Genomic DNA, 19,009 nt, shown 5'->3' with positions numbered 1-19,009 from the left:
AGAACCGCTCACACGGACGCGTCCGGTTCGACACCCCAGGAAATCTCCCTTTTTGTAGACGTATTGGCTCGTTCGTACCAGAACCTGCCATCGCCAGATCATCGAAGACCTGGAGGCGCTGTGCGGCCGGAGGGCTACGACTACGACACTCACAGCACACTCGCCGGGCCGCTCACCGAGCCGGCCAGTGGCGACGGCGGGGGCTACCGGGTGCAGTACACCAGGCTCCTCTCCAGCGAGCCGCACCGAATACGAGCCGTCCTCCTGATGACGCTCGCCCCCGTCCTCACCGGCCTCCTGCTCGTCTACCTCGTCTGGCCGACCCACTGGACGCGGCGCGAGGGCGGCGACCGCTGGCTCATGGGCCTCGACGTCACGATGCTCGTGGCGATCGGCCTGATCGAGCTGTTCATGCTCGTCAACGTCGTCTCCATAGCCCACGCGACGCTGGTGGCCCGGGACCCGATACCCGTCACCCCCGAGCCGGGCACCCGCGTCGCCTTCCTCACCACGTACGTTCCCGGCAAGGAACCCCTCAGCATGGTCCGCGCCACCCTCGAGGGCGCGACCCGAATACGCCACACGGGACAGCTCGACGTCTGGCTCCTGGACGAGGGTGACAACGGCGACGCGAAGGCGCTCTGCGCCGAACTCGGCGTACGGCACTTCAGCCGCAGGGGGGTGCCGGAGTGGAACCGCGAGAAGGGCGTCCACAAGTCCCGCACCAAGCACGGCAACTACAACGCCTGGATCGCGATGCACGGCGACGGCTACGACTTCTTCGCCTCGGTGGACACCGACCACGTCCCGCTCCCCAACTTCCTCGAGCGGATGATGGGTTACTTCCGGGACCCGGATGTCGCGTTCGTCGTCGGACCTCAGGTGTACGGGAACTACGACACCGCCGTCACCAAGGCCGCCGAGTCCCAGCAGTTCCTCTTCCACGCGCTGATCCAGCGGGCCGGGAACTGCTACCGCGCCCCCATGTTCGTCGGCACCAACAACGCCGTGCGGATAGCCGCTGTCAAGCAGGTCGGCGGCCTCTACGACTCGATCACCGAGGACATGGCCACCGGCTTCGAGCTGCACCGCACCAAGAACCCGCGCACCGGCCGGCACTGGCGCTCCGTGTACACCCCGGACGTCCTGGCCGTCGGTGAGGGCCCGGCCTCCTGGACCGACTTCTTCACGCAGCAGCTCCGCTGGTCCCGCGGCACGTACGAGACCGTCATCAAGCAGTACTGGCGGGCGCCCTTCCGGATGCCTCCCGGACGGTTCTTCAACTACTCACTGATGCTCGTCTACTACCCGATGACCGCCGTGAACTGGACGCTCGGCATCCTCAGCTGCTTCCTGTTCCTGTGGTTCGGGGCGTCCGGCACCCAGGTCGCCGCGTCGATCTGGCTGATGCTCTACAGCGACGCCGCCGCCCTGCAGGTGGGCATGTACCTCTGGAACCGGCGGCACAACGTCTCCCCGCACGAACCCGAGGGCTCCGGCGGCCTCGCCGGGATGGCGATGTCCGCGCTCTCCGCGCCGATCTACGCCAAGTCCTTGGGAGCCGCGATCCTGCGCAGGCCCTGCAAGTTCGTCGTCACCCCCAAGGGCAACGACTCCAGCCCCGACCGGCTGCTCACGTTCCGCGTCCATCTGGCCTGGGCGGCGCTGCTCTTCGTCTCGCTCGCCGCCTCGCTGTTCCTCGGCCACAGCCACGCGGCGATGCGGACGTGGTCGATCCTCGGCCTGGTGATCTCGCTCGCCCCGGTCAGCATCTGGGCCTTCGGCGAGTTCCGCGGGCGGCGGGCGGGTGCGGGCGCGCCGGTCGAGGTCGCGCCCGAACCCGTACGGGGCGGGGCCGCATCACCCGTACCGGAGATCACCCCGACGGCCACCCAGGCCGCACTCGCCCCCACGGCCACGACCCGGGTGTCGAGCACGCCTTCGGGCGGTAGTTGAGCCCCTCCCCGGACAGGCCCCAGCCCGCAGGGCGGTCGGCGGCAACCGAGCCGATGGTGCGGGAGCGACTACCCCTTCGAGTTGCGCGCCAGGCTCAGGGCGTACTCCGGCCACCACTTGCCCGCCGGAGGCCCACCCCGGCACTCGCCGTCGGACTCGCCGGGGCGCTTGATCCACAGGTGGGCGTCGACGAGCGGGTCGCCGGTCTTGGTGCCGGGCCGGTTGCCGAGGGCCCGGCCGGGCGGGTTGCACCAGGCCTCGGCGCCGTCGCCGGCCATCGGGCCGTTGCCGTTGCGGCCGGTGTCCATCACGAAGTGCTTGCCGCCCAGAAGCTTCGACAGGTCCTTGCCGTACGCCTTCGTGGCCGCGTCGGTCTGGAAGTTGGAGACGTTCAGGGCGAAGCCGTCGGCGCGGTCGATGCCCGCCTTCCCCAGCGCCTGGGTGAGTTTGCCGTGGTCCTGGACCCAGGCGGAGTGCCCGGCGTCGAGGTAGACCTTGACGTTCGGCTGCTTCTTGAGGCGGTCGATAGCCTCGGACAGCAGCTGGTAGCGCTCCTCCTGGTACTCGGGCGGGGTGCAGCCGTCCACGACGTGCGGGACGGCGTCCGGCTCCAGGATCACCAGCGCCTTGCTGTCCTCGATGGTGTCGGCGAACGCGTCGATCCACTGCCGGTAGAACTCCGCGCTCTGTGCGCCGCCCCGCGAGTGCTGGCCGCAGTCGCGGTGCGGGATGTTGTACGCGACGAGGACGGCGGTGCGGTTCTCCTTGGCGGCGCCGCGCGTGGCCGCCTTGATCGTCGGACCCGGGTCGTCACCGGCCGGCCACGCGGCCATCGGCTGGTCGGCGATGCGGCGCAGCACCTCGGCGTCGGAGTCGCGGCCCTCCGCCCGCCAGCTCGCGACCTGCTGGGCGGCCGGGCTGCTCGGGTCCACCCAGAACTCGGACTTCCCGCCGACCGGCTTGGACGGGCCGCGCACGAGCGCCGCGTCCTTGGTCTGCGGGTCGTCCGACTCCGGGGTGCAGCCGAGCGCGAGCCCGACGGCGGCGAGCGCGGCCGCGCCGCGCGCGAGCCGGCGGCGCGCACGGCGGCCGCGGCGGCTGCGGTGGTCGGTGCGGGTGGTGTGGGCGGGCATCCTGCCCCCTTGGACTGCGGCGCACGAAAGGACCGGGCAAGCGTGGCATAACGGACATGCTTCCGTTCTGTTGCGACACCGCAGCGGACCAGGTCAGTGGGCCGATGGTGGGCCAGGCGTGGGTGCGGAGGTCGGCCGTACGGGGTATGCCCTGCGCCCGAAGCCTCGGACCGTAGGTGAACCGCTGAGCGCTGAGAGGGGGCGGTGGGAGGAGGCGTGAGAGGGGGCGCTGAGAGGTGGCGGGGAGAGGGGGTGCTGAGAGGCGGGCGCCCGCTCCCTCCGGCCTCCGAAGTGCCCCCGGTGCGCGGGCCGTCGACCGTACTGCGAGACGGGGCTGACCGCCATGTGACCGCCCGGTAAGGTCGGGTGCGTGCCGAAGCCGCTCAGTCTGTCGTTCGACCCCATCGCGCGAGCTGATGAACTCTGGAAGCAGCGCTGGGGTTCCGTGCCGTCCATGGCCGCGATCACCTCGATCATGCGCGCCCACCAGATCCTCCTCGCCGAGGTCGACGCGGTGGTCAAGCCGTACGGACTGACCTTCGCGCGGTACGAGGCGCTGGTGCTGCTCACCTTCTCCAAGGCGGGTGAGCTGCCCATGTCGAAGATCGGGGAGCGCCTGATGGTGCACCCCACCTCGGTCACCAACACCGTGGACAGGCTCGTGAAGTCGGGCCTCGTCGCCAAGCGCCCCAACCCCAACGACGGCCGCGGCACCCTCGCCTCCATCACCGACAAGGGCCGCGAGGCGGTCGACGCGGCGACCCGCGACCTCATGGCCATGGAGTTCGGCCTCGGGGCGTACGACGCCGAGGAGTGCGCGGAGATCTTCGCGATGCTGCGGCCGCTGCGGGTGGCCGCGCAGGACTTCGAGGAGAGCTGAGCCACAGCGCGTCCGGCGCTGCGCGGGGTCGCCTGAAGATCGCGCAAAACGGGCGGTTACGCTCGTACGCATGAAGCGATCCGTGCTGACCCGCTACCGCGCCCTCGCCTACATCACCGGTGTCCTCCTGGTCCTGCTGTGCCTCGGCATGATCGGCAAGTACGCCCTGGGCCTGGACGGGGCCGCGGACTTCACGAAGGTCGTCAGCATCGCGCACGGCTGGCTGTACGTCGTGTACCTGGTCTTCGCCTTCGACCTCGGCTCCAAGGCCAAGTGGCCGGTCGGCAAGCAGCTGTGGGTCCTGCTCGCGGGCACCATCCCGACCGCCGCGTTCTTCGTGGAGCGCAAGATCTCCGCCGAGCTCGCCGCCAAGGTGACCGACCCGGCCCCCGGAGCCGTCAAGGCCTGACCACTCCCGCGTTCTTGAGGCGCGCACGCCCGCATCGCGGACGTGCGCGTCTTTTCTTTGACACCGGATGCGGTAGCCGTGCTCATCCTGGACGCACCCGCCCGGGCACCCGAGGAAACGCGAGGAGTACATCCATGCCCCCTGTCCACCACCCCCTGGCCGACGCCGCCCGTCGCCTCGCCGACGACGTCCTCGCGCCCGCCGCCGAGCGGCACGACCGGGAGGGCGTCACGCCCGAGGCGATCGCCGCGGTCAAGGCGTCCGGCGTGCTCGGCGTCAACGCGCCCGCCGCGTACGGGGGTTCGGCGGCGCCCGCGGCCGTCGGGCGGGAGGTCGCGGAGATCCTCGCGGGCGCCTGCTGCTCCACGTTCTTCATCCAGGCCCAGCACCACACGCCCGTACGCACCCTCATGGCGGGCGAGGAGACGGCCCGGGAGCGCTGGCTGCGCCCGCTCGCCGAGGGCCGCACGCTCGCCGGGATCGCCTTCTCGCATCTGCGCGCCTTCCCGAAGCTGCCGGTCCGCGCCACCGAGCTGCCCGACGGCTCCTGGCGCTTCGACGGGCGGGTGCCCTGGTACAGCGGCTGGGGCCTGAACGACGTGTTCCTGCTCGGCGGCGCCACCGAGGACGGCGAGGTCGTCTTCGTCCTCGCCGAGCCGCGCGAGCAGGCAGGCCTGAAGCCGACGGCCCCGCTGCAGATGGCCGCGCTCACCGGCGCCCGCACGGTCGGCCTGGTCCTGGACGGCCTGACCGTGCCCGCGGAAGGCCTGGTGATCCGGCAGCCGTACGAGGAGTGGGCCGCCGCCGACCGCCCGAAGAACACCAACACGAACCCGGCCGTCTTCGGCGTCGCCCGCGCCGCCCTCGACCTGCTGGACGCCGCCGAGGACGGCGAGGCCAAGGACACGGCGGGCGTCCTGCGCGAGCGCCTCGACGCCGCGCGCCGGGACGCGTACGCCCTGGTCGACGAGGTGCCGGCGGCCGAGGAGCTGCAGGCGCGGCTCGCGGTCAAGACGCGGGCGTACGACCTGATGCGGGCGGCGACGACGGCGGCGATCGTGGTCGGCGGCGGCCGGGCCTTCAGCCTCTCCGCCCCGGCGCAGCGGCTCGCGCGCGAAGGCCTCTTCCTGGTGGTGCAGGGGCAGACGGCGGAGGTGCGCAGCGCCCATCTGGCGGCGCTGCGGGCCTGAGAGGGACGGCTGGAAGAGAGCCTTTCAGCTGGTCAGAGCCGTTTTCGCCGGATGCCGAGCGGATGCCAGGCGGGTGCCAGGCGCGTGCCGGGCGAGACCGGAACCCGGCTGCCATCGACAGGTACTAGGACGTCCTAGTAAATTGGAGTGCATGGACGCTGACCCCATCGAGGACGGCCGCCGCCGCTGGCAGGCCCGCTATGACGCCGCACGCAAGCGCGACGCCGACTTCAGCACGCTCTCCGGTGATCCGGTGGAGCCGGTCTACGGGCCACGGCCCGGGGATGTGTACGAGGGGTTCGAGCGCATCGGCTGGCCCGGCGAGTACCCGTACACCCGAGGGCTCTACGCCACCGGGTACCGGGGCCGGACCTGGACGATCCGCCAGTTCGCCGGGTTCGGCAACGCCGAGCAGACCAACGAGCGCTACAAGATGATCCTCGCCAACGGCGGCGGGGGACTCAGCGTCGCCTTCGACATGCCGACGCTGATGGGCCGCGACTCCGACGACCCGCGCTCGCTCGGCGAGGTCGGCCACTGCGGCGTCGCCATCGACTCGGCCGCCGACATGGAGGTCCTGTTCAAGGACATCCCGCTCGGTGACGTCACGACGTCGATGACCATCTCCGGGCCCGCCGTGCCGGTCTTCTGCATGTACCTCGTCGCCGCCGAACGCCAGGGCGTCGACCCGGGCGCGCTCAACGGCACGCTGCAGACCGACATCTTCAAGGAGTACATCGCGCAGAAGGAGTGGCTCTTCGAGCCCGAGCCCCATCTCCGCCTCATCGGCGACCTGATGGAGCACTGCGCGCGCGACATCCCCGCGTACAAGCCGCTCTCCGTCTCCGGGTACCACATCCGCGAGGCCGGGGCGACGGCCGCGCAGGAGCTGGCGTACACGCTCGCGGACGGCTTCGGGTACGTGGAACTGGGGCTCTCGCGCGGGCTCGACGTCGACGTGTTCGCGCCTGGCCTCTCGTTCTTCTTCGACGCGCATGTCGATTTCTTCGAGGAGATCGCCAAGTTCCGTGCGGCGCGGCGCATCTGGGCCCGCTGGATGAAGGAGGTCTACGGCGCCAAGACCGACAAGGCGCAGTGGCTCCGCTTCCACACCCAGACCGCCGGCGTCTCGCTGACCGCGCAGCAGCCGTACAACAACGTCGTACGGACCGCCGTCGAGGCCCTCTCCGCGGTGCTCGGCGGCACCAACTCCCTGCACACCAACGCCCTCGACGAGACGCTCGCGCTGCCCAGCGAGCAGGCCGCCGAGATCGCGCTGCGCACGCAGCAGGTGCTGATGGAGGAGACCGGCGTCGCCAACGTCGCGGACCCCCTTGGCGGTTCGTGGTACGTGGAGCAGCTCACCGACCGGATCGAGGCGGACGCCGAGAAGATCTTCGACCAGATCAAGGAGCGGGGCCTCAGGGCGCACCCCGACGGCAAGCACCCCATCGGGCCCATCACGTCCGGCATCCTGCGCGGCATCGAGGACGGCTGGTTCACCGGCGAGATCGCCGAGTCGGCCTTCCAGTACCAACAGGCCCTGGAGAAGGGCGACAAGAGGGTCGTCGGCGTCAACGTCAACACCCCGTCCGTCACCGGCGACCTGGAGATCCTGCGGGTCAGCCACGAGGTGGAGCGCGAGCAGGTGCGCGCGCTCGGCGGCCGCAAGTCCGGCCGGGACGACGCCCGGGTGCGGGCCTCGCTCGACGCGATGCTCGACGCGGCCCGCGACGGCGGCAACATGATCGGCCCGATGCTGGACGCGGTCCGCGCGGAGGCCACCCTCGGCGAGATCTGCGACGCGCTGCGGGACGAGTGGGGGGTGTACACGGAGCCCGCGGGGTTCTAGAGCCCGCCGGGTTCTGGAGCCTGCCGGGTTCTGGAGCCTGGCGGGTTCTGACCAGTTCCGGGGGCTCCCCGGCTTCCCGGGAGGTTTTCGCGGTCGGGGGATTCAAGGTCATCCGCCGGGGTAGGCGCGGTCGCGGTACCCGCACCTGCCCCGGAGGACATCTTGAGCGCGCCCCGCCGCCACACGCACTTCGCCGTCACCGCCCTCGGCGCCTCCGCCCTGGCCGTGCTCGGCGCGCTCCTGGTCGGGGGCGGGCCCGTCGTCGCCGACGCGCCCCGACTGCCGAAGGTGCAGGACGAGTTCGACTCGCTCGGCCCCGATGTGCGCGCGGCGAAGCTGCCCTCCGGCCGTACGGCGCACTTCACCGACGCGGGCCCGCGCGACGGCCGGCCGGTGCTCTTCATCGGCGGTACGGGCACCTCCGCCCGCGCCCAGCACATGACGGACTTCTTCGCCTCCACCCGGGACTCGATGGGCCTGCGCCTCATATCCGTGGAGCGCAACGGCTTCGGCGACACGGAGTTCGACGCGAAGCTGGACAAGGGGGACTTCGCGGAGGACGCCCTCGCGGTCCTCGACCGGCTCGGCGTCGAGAAGGTCTCCGTCATCGCCATCTCCGGCGGCGGCCCCTACGCCGCGGAACTCGCCGCCCGCGCCCCCGACCGCATCCGCGCCCTCCACCTGGCGGCCGCCCTGCCCCCGTACGGCGCGAAGCCCTCGTACTGCGCGCTGTCCGACGACGAGCTCGCCGCGGCCCTTGAGGACTCGGTCAAGGACCCGCGCAAGTGGTGGGCGCTCCCCGACGACAGCCCCGTCAAGTCGATCCCCGGCTTCGCCGACACCGCGTACGAGGAGGGGGCGCGGACCTTCAACCAGCGCGGCCAGCAGGGCGATGTGGCCCCGCAGGTGCACGAGCAGCGCCTCTACTGCGACCGTCCGGGCCCCGACCTCGCCGCGCTCCGGGCCCCGGTCTTCCTCTACGCGGGCGAGAAGGACACGACGGTGCCGCCGTCCACCCTCAAGACCTGGCAGAACGCCCTGCCGGGCCGTGAGGTCGTACGGCGCTACGCGGACACCGGGCACGACGTCCAGTACCGCCACTGGGACCAGATCCTCACCGACCTCGCGGGCCACGGCTCCCGCACGGTCGTCTGCAAGGGCTCGCGCAGCACGCTCCTCCCGGCCCGCGAGGCCGAGGGGTTGGTGGAGTCGGGGCGGGTGACTCTGGGCAGTTGCGCCTGGAAGGGCTGATTTTCTCCCCGCCCCGCCCCTTCCCGGCTGTGTCGATATGCGGCTGACGCCGCGTGGCCTGCCGGACGGGCCTCCTCAATCTCCCCCAGCTACCGCTGGGAGGTGCCCCCAGAGGGGCTGAAAATTCAGCCCCTCCGGCGATTGAGGAGCGGGGGGCCGGGGGCGGAGCCCCCTGGGGGTGCCGACGTCGCTGCCAGTCCCCCCAGCAGCAGAACCGTAAAGCTGCGTGCCCACGCGACGTCCACCGGCTCCGCGCTGACCAGCGACCGGTGCACCACCGCCCCCGCGACCACGTCGAAGATCAGGTCCGCGGTGCGCGAGGCGGCCGCCTCGTCCGCCTCGTAGGGGAGCTCGCCGCGCTCCTGGGCGCGCCTGCGGCCCTCCAGGACCAGGCGCTTCTGGCGGTCCACGATCGCGTGCCGGATGCGCGTGCGCAGCGCCTCGTCGCGGGTGGACTCCGCGACCACCGCCATCAACGCCGTACGCGCCTCCGGCCGTTCGAGCAGGGCCGCGAACTGCAGGACCACGCCCTCCGCGTCCGCGGCGAGGCTGCCGCGGTCGGGCAGCTCCAGCTCGTCGAAGAGCACCGCCACCGCGTCCACGACCAGCTCGCTCTTGCCTGCCCAGCGCCGGTACAGGGTCGTCTTCGCGACGCCCGCGCGGGCGGCCACGTCCCCCATCGTCAGCTTCGACCAGCCGAGGTCGACCAGGGCCTGTCGGGTCGCCGACAGGATCGCGGCGTCGGCCTCGGGGCTCCGGGGGCGTCCCTTCCGCCCGGCAGGTGGGGTTGTGCGGCGCATGCGGCCGACGATACCCGCCGGTAAGTCCGGCGCACCCCACGCGGATTCCGTGAGGGAGATCACCGACGACGGCTGGGCGCGAGGACCTGCGGAGATATACGCTACGAGGCGTAGCGAAAGCTCGTGGGACTTCGACGGGGAGCCCCCGGGCGGCAACCACAGGTGCGGGGTGGGGACCTCGCGCCATCGCAGTACCGGTCCTCCTCGGGACCCGGACCGTGACCTGTCCGTACGCCTCGCAATCCGGCGGGGGGCCTGCGGACGGGCCGCGGTCCTCACCGAGCCGCGACTCCGGCGCCGAGGCCTCGGATTCTGCCGGACGTCCGCGCGATTCGGCAGGGCTTTTCACCGTGCTTTTCACAGCCGCGCGCGGAAGGGGGAGGATGTACTCATGCAGCCACGGAACATGTCCATGAGCGGAGTCGTCGACCTCGCCGCGGTGAAGGCGGCCCAGGAGGCCAAGGCGAAGGCGGAGCAGGCCCGCGCGGAGTCCGCGCGGCAGGGCGGCGGCGGCGCCGTCTCCCCCGCGAACCTCGTCATCGACGTCGACGAGGCCGGCTTCGAGAACGACGTCCTGCAGCGCTCCGCCGAGGTCCCGGTCGTCCTCGACTTCTGGGCCGAGTGGTGCGAGCCCTGCAAGCAGCTCGGCCCGCTGCTCGAACGCCTCGCCACCGAGTACAACGGCCGTTTCCTCCTCGCCAAGATCGACGTCGACGCCAACCAGATGCTGATGCAGCAGTTCGGGATCCAGGGCATCCCGGCTGTCTTCGCCGTCGTCGCCGGTCAGGCCCTGCCCCTCTTCCAGGGCGCCGCGCCCGAGGCCCAGATCCGCGAGACCATCGACCAGCTGGTCCAGGTCGCCGAGGAGCGGTTCGGTATCACCGGCATCACGGTCGACCCGGACGCCACCGAGGACGCGGCCCCCGCCGAGGAGCCGGTCGGCCCGTACGACGCGCTGCTCGAAGCGGCCGTACAGGCCCTGGACGCCGGGGACTTGGGCGGTGCGGTGCAGGCGTACAAGAACGTGCTCGCCGACGACCCGGGCAACTCCGAGGCCGAGCTCGGCCTCGCCCAGGCCGAACTCCTGCAGCGCGTCCATGGCCTGGACCCGCAGCAGGTGCGCAAGGACGCCGCCGAGAAGCCCGCCGACGTGGCGGCGCAGATCGCGGCGGCCGACCTCGATCTGGTCGGCGGTCATGTCGAGGACGCCTTCGGGCGGTTGGTCGACACGGTCAAGCGCACCTTCGGCGACGACCGCAACGCCGCCCGCGTACGCCTCCTCGAACTCTTCGAGGTGGTCGGCGCGGAGGACCCGCGAGTGGCCTCGGCGCGCTCGGCCCTTGCCCGCGCGCTGTTCTGACCCGGGCGTTCCGCGCGGCGCTTCACCGCGCCGCCGGCCTTCCTCCGCGGGCCAGTTGATGACCTGGCCCTAAACGGCCGGGTCCGCAGCGGCCTTGTGAAAATTTGACGACAGAGCGATTCAGCGGCCGCGTTTTACCAAAACTTGGTAATCGCGGCCGCTGTTACTTGGAGTAAGTCGACGGGTGGGTTCTGTCCGGTTCCATTAGCCAATTTCCGGATCTGTTCCAGGGGTTGGCTGCACCGAGTGTGGCCGGGTGATGCCACCCCGTCGTGGCCTGGTTATCCAGCCGTTACCAGCGGGTAACGAACCCCCTTGTGCGGGCGCTCGGAATGCACCACGATCGGCCACGCTCGGTCCATGCCCGCACTCCCGACAACCAGTTCGGGGCCGTGGGGCCCCTGGGTCCCCACCGAGTGGCCGAAGGCGCCGCCGACGGTCGAGGACAGGGGGGTCTCTGCCGAACGGCAGGGCCTGTCCGAGAGGTTGCGTGCAGGCGCGACCAGTGGTTGTCGCTCGGGGGTGATCGCCGGTGCTTCGGGCGCAGTCGCGCCCGTGATGCGGGCGCTCCTTCCCGAGGACGTAGCACTTCTCCCATCCCTGCCCGGCTGCGCCGCAAGGCTCAAGTCGCGGCCGGAGATGTACGTCCGAGAAGGAGGAACTCATGGAATCCGTGGCTCGTGGCGGAACCAGGTGGAAGCGGTTCGCCGTGGTCATGGTGCCGAGCGTCGCGGCGACTGCCGCGATAGGCGTCGCCCTCGGGCAGGGCGCGCTCGCGGCATCGTTCAGTGTGTCGGGTCAGTCGTTCAAGGTGTCGGCCGACCAGCTCGACGGCAAGGGTCTGGTCCAGTACGGCGGCGTCGACGTCGGCGTCGACATGGAGGGCAAGAAGGCCCTCCACCCCGTCTCTGTCTCGGCGTTCAAGACCGCCACGATCACCAACATGTGCCAGTCCGTGGTGTCCCACGTGCCGGTGCTCGGTGACATCACGCTCCAGCTGAAGGCGGGCGGCGAAGGCAGCAAGCCCGTCGAGGCCGAGAACCTCTACATCGACGTCGCGCAGCTCGACGCCGATGCGGAGTTCCGCGGCCTCAACATCGGTGTCGCCGCCGGTCAGTCCACCAAGGGCCCCGGCATGAAGGGCGGCAAGGAGCAGGCGAACCCGAACGGCTTCGCGCAGGAGGCCGACCGGGCCATCCTCAGCAACATCGAGCAGACGGCGTGGGCGACCAGCGCCGGCACCTTCAAGTTGAGCGGTCTCCACATGAAGCTGCACAAGGGCAAGAAGGAGTGCTTCTAAGCACTCGCCCAGTCCTGCGGCCCCCGGCATCGGTTCCGGTCCCGGGTTGCCGTCGGCTTGCTGGCCCGGCGGGCGCGGAGTCCTGTGTCTCCCCGCCCGCCACCACAGATCCGCACTGAATTTCACGTACCGCCGGTTCCAAGGAGCTGTTGTCCCATGAGCGCCGTGACAGAGGGGCCGAACGACCACTTCCTCACGATCCACCGGAGGAAGTTCAGGGCCTGGCGTGGTGGCCGGCCCTTCTGGGCGGGCCTCCTGACGATCCTCGGCGGCCTGCCGATCGCCTATCTGCCCTACGGCAACATCAAGCTCGGCAACCTGACGCTCGCCATGGCCACCACCGCCGGGGCGGGTTCGCTGATCATCGGCGTCCTGCTGATCGTGCTCGGCCTCACCATGTGGTTCCAGCACCACTCGCGGGTCTTCGCGGGTGTCGCCGCGATCCTCCTCGCGCTGGTCTCCCTGGTGGTGTCCAACATCGGCGGATTCCTCGTCGGGTTCCTGCTCGCGCTGATCGGCGGTGCGCTCGCCGTCTCCTGGGCTCCGGCCGGGGACGCGGGCGGCCGGGCTGCCCACCGGAGCCGTGACTCCGAAGGGCCCGCCACGGACGACGACCGGGCGGAGCCTGCCGTGAACGGTGCGCTTGACGACCTGACAGGAACGGGCTCGATGAACGAGACGAACGGGAGGCACCGTGCCGGGTGATGAGGTGCAGTACGAGGGCACCGAGGCTGGTTCCCGTAACCGAACCGGGCCGCGGCACGCCGCCCCGAAGAAGCCGCTCATCACGCGGCTGAACATGCCCGCAGGCAAGGCGATAGCCATCGCCGCCATGCCCACCAGCATCCTCATGGGCATGGGTCTGACCCCGACCCTCGCGCACGCCAAGCCCATCCCTGACAACCCGTTCAGGGACGGCCCCTGCGTCACGGCGCCGGACAAGGACGCGGACGAGGCGGAGAAGGACAAGAAGGCCGAGCAGGAGAAGAAGGGCGAGAAGGACGAGGCGAAGGAGCCCACTCCGTCGCCGTCCGCGGACGGGAAGGACCAGGGCGACGAGCCCGAGCCGTCCCCGTCCCCCTCCTCCGGTGACAAGGCCGACGAGCCGGAGCCCGAGCCGTCCCCGTCCGAGAGCAAGAACCCGCTCGACCCGCTGGGCGTCGGCGACGCGCTCAAGGACGTCTTCACGCCGGACGAGAAGGAGTCCGAGGAGCCGTCCCCGGATCCCTCCGCCTCGCAGGACACCAAGTCCGAGGACGAGAAGAGCAGCGTCACGGACCCGGTCGAGGACACCGTCGACGGCGCCAAGGACACGGTCGGCAAGGTCACCGACGGGGCGAAGGACGCCGCCGACAAGGCGAAGGACACCGCCGATGGCCTGAAGCCCTCGGAGGCGACCGACCCGCTGGCCCCGGACGCGGACGGCAAGAAGCCGTTCCCGTGCGTCGAGGAGAAGAAGGTCGACGGCGACGACGAGACGCCGCCGGCTCCGATCCCGGACGACCCGTGGAACCTGCAGGCCAGCTCGCTGCTGCTCAAGGGCGCCGACTACAAGGGCATCGTCAATCTGACGACGGCCGGCGGCAAGAAGAAGCAGGTCATGAAGTACGTGATCAGCAAGGGCACGGACATCGGCGACCTGCACCAGACGGTCGAGGGTCCGGGCGGCGAGACGTACCACATCCAGTCCGCGAAGGGTGCGACGTCCACCATCCGCGGTGGCGAGACGATCATGTACACCGAGCGTCTCTCGGGCCACCTCTTCGGCCTGATCCCGGTCACGTTCGACCCGGAGCACCCGCCGCCGCTGAACATCCCGACGATCTACCTGACGAACGTCAAGGTGGTGCAGGCGGCCCAGTTCGGCGGCAACCTGACCGTCCCCGGGTTCCACCAGACGATCACCAAGTGAGCTGATTCAGCTGTGAGTTGAGTCAGCAGAGCCAGGCACGGCCGCACACGCCGAGGGCGCCCCCTTCAGATGAAGAGGGCGCCCTCGGCGTTCGTACGAGTGGAGCGTCAGGCGCTCTCGCCGCCCAGGTGGTGGACCCGGACCATGTTGGTGGTGCCGGGGACGCCGGGGGGCGAACCGGCGGTGATGATCATCGTGTCGCCGGCGTTGAAGCGCTTCAGCTTGAGCAGCTCGGCGTCGACCAGGTCGACCATCGCGTCGGTGTTGTCGACGTGCGGCACGAGCCGGGACTCCACGCCCCAGCTCAGCGAGAGCTGGTTGCAGGTCTCCTGCTCGGAGGTGAAGGCCAGGATCGGCTGCGCGGCCCGGTAGCGGGACAGGCGGCGCGCGGTGTCGCCGGACTTGGTGAAGGCGACGAGCGACTTGGCGTCCAGGAAGTCCGCGATCTCGCAGGCGGCACGGGCCACCGAACCACCCTGCGTACGCGGCTTCTTGCCCGGGACGAGCGGCTGGAGGCCCTTGGAGAGCAGCTCCTCCTCGGCGGCCTGGACGATTTTCGACATGGTCTTGACCGTCTCGATCGGGTACGCGCCCACGCTCGACTCGGCCGACAGCATCACCGCGTCCGCGCCGTCCAGGATCGCGTTGGCCACGTCGGAGGCCTCGGCGCGCGTGGGGCGGGAGTTGGTGATCATCGACTCCATCATCTGGGTCGCGACGATCACCGGCTTGGCGTTGCGGCGGCACATCTCCACGAGCCGCTTCTGCACCATCGGGACCTTTTCGAGCGGGTACTCGACGGCCAGGTCGCCGCGGGCCACCATGACCGCGTCGAAGGCGGCGACGACGGCCGCCATGTTGGCGACGGCCTGCGGCTTCTCCACCTTGGCGATGACGGGGACCCGGCGGCCCTCCTCGTCCATCACCTTGTGGACGTCCTTGACGTCGTCGGCGTCGCGCACGAAGGACAGGGCGACCATGTCGCAGCCCATCCGCAGCGCGAAGCGCAGGTCCTCGACGTCCTTCTCCGACAGGGCGGGGACGTTCACGGCCGCGCCGGGCAGGTTGATGCCCTTGTGGTCGGAGATGACACCGCCCTCGATGACGATCGTCTTGACCCGGGGGCCGTCGACGTCGGTCACCTTGAGCTCGACGTTGCCGTCGTTGATGAGGACCTGGTCGCCCTTGGCGACGTCTCCCGGCAGGCCCTTGTAGGTCGTACCGCAGAGGGACTTGTCGCCCGGGACGTCCTCGGTGGTGATGGTGAACTCGTCACCGCGTACCAGCTCGACGGGGCCCTCGGCGAAGGTCTCCAGACGGATCTTGGGGCCCTGGAGGTCGGCGAGGACGCCGACGGCTCGGCCGGTGTCCTTGGCAGCCTCGCGCACCCGGTCGTAACGCTCCTGGTGCTCCGCGTGGGTGCCGTGGCTGAAGTTGAAGCGGGCCACGTTCATCCCGGCCTCGATGAGCGCTTTCAGCTGCTCGTACGAGTCGACGGCGGGGCCCAGAGTGCAGACGATTTTGGAACGGCGCATGAGGCGGATCCTATCGGTTTGTTTCGCTAAGGAATATTCCATCTGGCGGAAACTACAAATGGGCGGTGGCGTGCTCAGTCGTTGCGTTCGGCTGCCTGGTTTGCCACGAGTGCGTAGGTCTGCCGGGCGATCTCCAGCTCCTCGTCGGTGGGGACCACGGCGACGGCGACCCGCGCGTACTCGGGTGAGATGACCCGGGGCTCGTCCGAGCGCACCGCGTTGAGCTCACTGTCGACCGCAAGGCCCAGCTCCTCCAGGCCCGCGACCGCAGCCTCGCGCACCGGTGCCGCGTTCTCGCCGACCCCGGCCGTGAACGCGATCGCGTCCACCCGGCCGAGCACCGCGTAGTAGGAGCCGATGTACTTCTTCAGCCGGTGGATGTAGATGTCGAAGGCGAGCCGCGCCTCCTGGTCGCCCTCGTCGATACGACGGCGGATCTCCCGCATGTCGTTGTCGCCGCACAGGCCGATCAGGCCCGACTTCTTGTTCAGCAGGACGTCGATCTCGTCCGCCGACATCTTCCCCACCCGCATCAGATGGAAGATGACCGCAGGGTCGACGTCCCCTGAACGCGTCCCCATCACCAGGCCCTCGAGCGGCGTCAGACCCATCGAGGTGTCCACGCACACCCCGCCGCGCACCGCCGACGCCGAGGCGCCGTTGCCCAGGTGCAGCACGATGACGTTGATGTCCTCCGGCTGCTTGCCGAGGAGTTCGGCCGCCTTGCGCGAGACGTACGCGTGCGACGTGCCGTGGAAGCCGTAGCGGCGGATGCGGTGCTCGTCGGCGGTCTGCACGTCGATCGCGTAGCGCGCCGCCGACTCCGGCATCGTCGTGTGGAACGCCGTGTCGAAGACCGCCACCTGCGGCAGGTCGGGGCGCAGTGCCATCGCCGTACGGATGCCCGTCAGGTTGGCCGGGTTGTGCAGCGGCGCCACCGGGATGAGCCGCTCGACCTCCGCCAGGACCGCGGCGTCGATCACCGTCGGCTGCGTGAAGGTCTGGCCGCCGTGCACCACCCGGTGCCCGATCGCGGCCAGTTCGGGGGAGTCCAGGCCGAGTCCGTCGTGCGACAGCTCCGCGGCGACCGCCTTCAGCGCCTCGTCGTGGTCGGCGATCGGGCGGTTCTGCTCGCGCGACTCGGCGTCCTCGCCCGTGAGCGGGGTGTGCTTGAGCCGGGAGGTCTCCTCGCCGATGCGCTCCACCAGGCCCATGGCCAGGCGGGAGTTGTCGCGCATGTCGAGGAGCTGGTACTTCACCGACGAGGAGCCGGAGTTGAGGACGAGGATGCGGGTCGCTGTCACGGGTACTGCTTTCGGTGAGGGGTCAGGTGGCGGGCGTCTGGGCCTGGATCGCCGTGATGGCGACGGTGTTCACGATGTCCCCGACGAGCGCGCCGCGGGACAGGTCGTTGACCGGCTTGCGCAGCCCCTGGAGGACCGGGCCGACGGCGATCGCGCCGGCCGAACGCTGCACGGCCTTGTAGGTGTTGTTGCCGGTGTTGAGGTCCGGGAAGATCAGCACGGTCGCCTGGCCCGCGACCTCGGACTCCGGCAGCTTGGTGCGGGCCACCGAGGGCTCCACGGCCGCGTCGTACTGGATCGGGCCCTCGATCCTCAGGTCCGGGCGCTGCCCGCGGACCAGCTCGGTCGCCTCGCGGACCTTGTCGACGTCGGCGCCCGATCCGGACGTGCCCGTCGAGTACGAGAGCATCGCGACCTTCGGGTCCACGTCGAACTGCCGGGCCGTGGTGGCCGACTGGACGGCGATGTCGGCGAGCTGCTCGGCGTTCGGGTCCGGGTTGACCGCGCAGTCGCCGTACACGAGGACCTCGTCGGCGAGGCACATGAAGAAGACCGAGGAGACGATCTTCGCGTCCGGCTTCGTCTTGATGATCTCGAAGGCGGGGCGGATCGTAGCCGCCGTCGAGTGCACCGAGCCGGACACCATGCCGTCGGCGAGGCCGCCCTGGACCATCAGCGTGCCGAAGTAGTTCACGTCCGCGACCACGTCGTGCGCCAGCTCCACGGTCACACCCTTGTGGGCGCGCAGCGCCGCGTACTGCTCGGCGAACTTCTCGCGCAGCTCCGAGGTCTGCGGGTCGATCAGCTGCGAGTCGGCGAGGTCGATGCCGAGGTCCGCGGCCTTCTTGCGGATCACCTCGGTGTCCCCGAGCAGCGTCAGGTCGCACACCCCGCGGCGCAGGAGGACGTCGGCGGCGCGCAGCACGCGCTCCTCGGTGCCCTCCGGCAGGACCACGCGGCGGCGGTCGGAGCGGGCCTGCTCGATCAGCTTGTGCTCGAACATCATCGGCGTGACCCGGCCGCTGCGGGACACCTCCAGGCGGCTCAGCAGACCCGAGGTGTCGACGTGCCGCTCGAACAGGCCGAGCGCGGTCTCCGCCTTGCGGGGCGTCGCGGCGTTCAACTTGCCTTCCAGGGCGAAGAGTTCGGCCGCCGTCGGGAAGGAGTTGCCGGTCACCGAGATCACCGGCGTACCGGGCGCGAGCCGCGAGGCCAGGCGCAGGATCTCCTCGCTCGGCCGCTCGTTCAGGGTGAGCAGGACACCCGCGATGGGCGGCGTACCGGCGCTGTGCGCGGCGAGCGCCCCCACCACCAGGTCGGCCCGGTCCCCGGGCGTCACGACCAGGCAGCCCGGGGTCAGCGCGCCCAGGAAGTTCGGCAGCATCGCACCGCCGAAGACGAAGTCGAGCGCGTCCCGGGCGAGACCCGAGTCGTCGCCGAGCAGAACCGTTCCGCCGAGGGTGTGCGTGATCTGCGCGACGGTCGGCGCGGACAGGGCGGGCGCGTCCGGCAGGACGTAGCAGGGCACCGGGAGCTGGGTCGAGAGCCGCTCCGCGATCGCGTCCCGGTCGACGGGCGCGACCCGGTTGACCGCCATCGCGAGGACCTCGCAGCCCAGACCCTCGTACGCGCGGTACGCGTTGCGGGCCTCGGCGCGCACGGACTCGGCGGTCTGCTTCCGGCCGCCGACGACGGGAAGCACCCAGGCGCCGAACTCGTTGGCCAGGCGGGCGTTCAGGGACAGCTCGTCGGGCAGCTGGGTGTCGGCGAAGTCGGTGCCGAGGACGAGGACGACCTCGTAGTCCCGGGCCACCTCGTGGAAGCGGTCGACCAGCTGCGAGACCAGCTCGTCGGTGCCGCGCTCGGCCTGCAGCGCGGACGCCTCGTGGTAGTCCATGCCGTACACCGACGACGGGTCCTGGCTCAGCCGGTAGCGGGACCGCAGCAGGTCGAAGAGCCGGTCGGGACCGTCGTGCACGAGCGGACGGAACACCCCCACCCGGTCGACCTGACGGGTCAGGAGCTCCATGACTCCCAGCTCCACTACCTGGCGGCCGTCGCCGCGGTCGATCCCGGTCACGTACACGCTGCGCGTCACGCGTGCTCTCCGTTTCGTCGCTCGCTCAA

The 19,009-nt window shown here is 70.6% G+C and carries 15 protein-coding genes; 10 read left to right on the top strand and 5 right to left on the bottom strand.

From position 1 onward, the window contains the following. The first annotated feature begins 120 nt into the window (after window positions 1–120). Entirely contained in the window at window positions 121–1,956 is a 1,836-nt protein-coding gene (locus RCO28_RS06005; protein WP_308939908.1) for a cellulose synthase catalytic subunit, read from the top strand. Between the two features lie 68 nt (window positions 1,957–2,024). Here RCO28_RS06005 and RCO28_RS06000 read toward each other — a convergent pair whose 3' ends face one another. Next, the gene (locus RCO28_RS06000) at window positions 2,025–3,089 is read right to left on the bottom strand and encodes a glycoside hydrolase family 6 protein (protein WP_308939907.1); all 1,065 of its coding nucleotides are present in this window, start codon (window positions 3,087–3,089) and stop codon (window positions 2,025–2,027) included. A 370-nt stretch (window positions 3,090–3,459) separates the two neighbouring features. Here RCO28_RS06000 and RCO28_RS05995 point away from each other — a divergent pair, with 370 nt between their 5' ends. The 5 genes from RCO28_RS05995 to RCO28_RS05975 all read left to right on the top strand — a co-directional run bounded on the left by RCO28_RS05995 (window position 3,460) and on the right by RCO28_RS05975 (window position 8,671). After that, window positions 3,460–3,969 carry a MarR family transcriptional regulator gene (locus RCO28_RS05995; protein WP_308939906.1) on the top strand — a complete coding sequence of 170 codons (510 nt, stop codon included), beginning with the start codon at window positions 3,460–3,462 and terminating at the stop codon, window positions 3,967–3,969. A 70-nt stretch (window positions 3,970–4,039) separates the two neighbouring features. Beyond that, window positions 4,040–4,378, top strand: coding sequence for a DUF3817 domain-containing protein (locus RCO28_RS05990; protein WP_308939905.1), 339 nt, complete (start codon window positions 4,040–4,042; stop codon window positions 4,376–4,378). 134 nt (window positions 4,379–4,512) lie between these two features. After that, window positions 4,513–5,568, top strand: coding sequence for an acyl-CoA dehydrogenase family protein (locus tag RCO28_RS05985; protein WP_308939904.1), 1,056 nt, complete (start codon window positions 4,513–4,515; stop codon window positions 5,566–5,568). 151 nt (window positions 5,569–5,719) lie between these two features. Further along, window positions 5,720–7,420: a methylmalonyl-CoA mutase family protein gene (locus RCO28_RS05980; RefSeq protein ID WP_308939903.1), complete on the top strand. Its 1,701-nt coding sequence runs from the start codon at window positions 5,720–5,722 to the stop codon at window positions 7,418–7,420. A 162-nt stretch (window positions 7,421–7,582) separates the two neighbouring features. Then, window positions 7,583–8,671: an alpha/beta hydrolase gene (locus tag RCO28_RS05975; protein WP_308939902.1), complete on the top strand. Its 1,089-nt coding sequence runs from the start codon at window positions 7,583–7,585 to the stop codon at window positions 8,669–8,671. Window positions 8,672–8,796: 125 nt separating this feature from the next. Here RCO28_RS05975 and RCO28_RS05970 read toward each other — a convergent pair whose 3' ends face one another. Then, window positions 8,797–9,471: a TetR/AcrR family transcriptional regulator gene (locus RCO28_RS05970; RefSeq protein ID WP_308939901.1), complete on the bottom strand. Its 675-nt coding sequence runs from the start codon at window positions 9,469–9,471 to the stop codon at window positions 8,797–8,799. A gap of 391 nt (window positions 9,472–9,862) precedes the next feature. Between RCO28_RS05970 and RCO28_RS05965 the strand changes: the two genes are divergently transcribed. From RCO28_RS05965 to RCO28_RS05950, 4 genes are all read left to right on the top strand, one after another. After that, a complete protein-coding gene (locus tag RCO28_RS05965; protein ID WP_308939900.1) occupies window positions 9,863–10,831 on the top strand; it encodes a tetratricopeptide repeat protein in 969 nt (322 codons plus the stop codon). Window positions 10,832–11,495: 664 nt separating this feature from the next. Beyond that, window positions 11,496–12,131 (top strand): DUF6230 family protein, encoded by a 636-nt coding sequence (locus RCO28_RS05960; protein ID WP_308939899.1) that lies wholly within the window; start codon window positions 11,496–11,498, stop codon window positions 12,129–12,131. Between the two features lie 156 nt (window positions 12,132–12,287). Beyond that, window positions 12,288–12,836 (top strand): DUF6114 domain-containing protein, encoded by a 549-nt coding sequence (locus tag RCO28_RS05955; protein WP_308939898.1) that lies wholly within the window; start codon window positions 12,288–12,290, stop codon window positions 12,834–12,836. After that, window positions 12,826–14,043, top strand: coding sequence for a hypothetical protein (locus tag RCO28_RS05950; protein ID WP_308939897.1), 1,218 nt, complete (start codon window positions 12,826–12,828; stop codon window positions 14,041–14,043). The genes RCO28_RS05955 and RCO28_RS05950 overlap by 11 nt, the downstream gene beginning before the upstream one ends. Before the next feature lie 107 nt (window positions 14,044–14,150). Here the strand turns inward: RCO28_RS05950 and pyk are convergent, their stop codons facing one another. The 3 genes from pyk to pta form a co-directional block, all read right to left on the bottom strand. Continuing rightward, on the bottom strand, window positions 14,151–15,578 hold the full coding sequence (pyk, locus tag RCO28_RS05945) for a pyruvate kinase (protein WP_308939896.1): 1,428 nt from the start codon (window positions 15,576–15,578) through the stop codon (window positions 14,151–14,153). Between the two features lie 74 nt (window positions 15,579–15,652). After that, complete coding sequence (locus RCO28_RS05940) at window positions 15,653–16,882, bottom strand: acetate kinase (protein ID WP_308939895.1); 1,230 nt, start codon at window positions 16,880–16,882, stop codon at window positions 15,653–15,655. Between the two features lie 22 nt (window positions 16,883–16,904). Next, on the bottom strand, window positions 16,905–18,980 hold the full coding sequence (gene pta, locus RCO28_RS05935) for a phosphate acetyltransferase (RefSeq protein ID WP_308939894.1): 2,076 nt from the start codon (window positions 18,978–18,980) through the stop codon (window positions 16,905–16,907). Window positions 18,981–19,009: the final 29 nt, after the last annotated feature.

Origin of the sequence: Streptomyces sp. LHD-70, from assembly GCF_031157275.1 — a bacterium.
In the GTDB taxonomy this organism is placed as follows: domain Bacteria; phylum Actinomycetota; class Actinomycetes; order Streptomycetales; family Streptomycetaceae; genus Streptomyces.
Note: the sequence above shows the minus strand (reverse complement) of the source record. Positions and strands in the feature narration are given on the sequence as shown.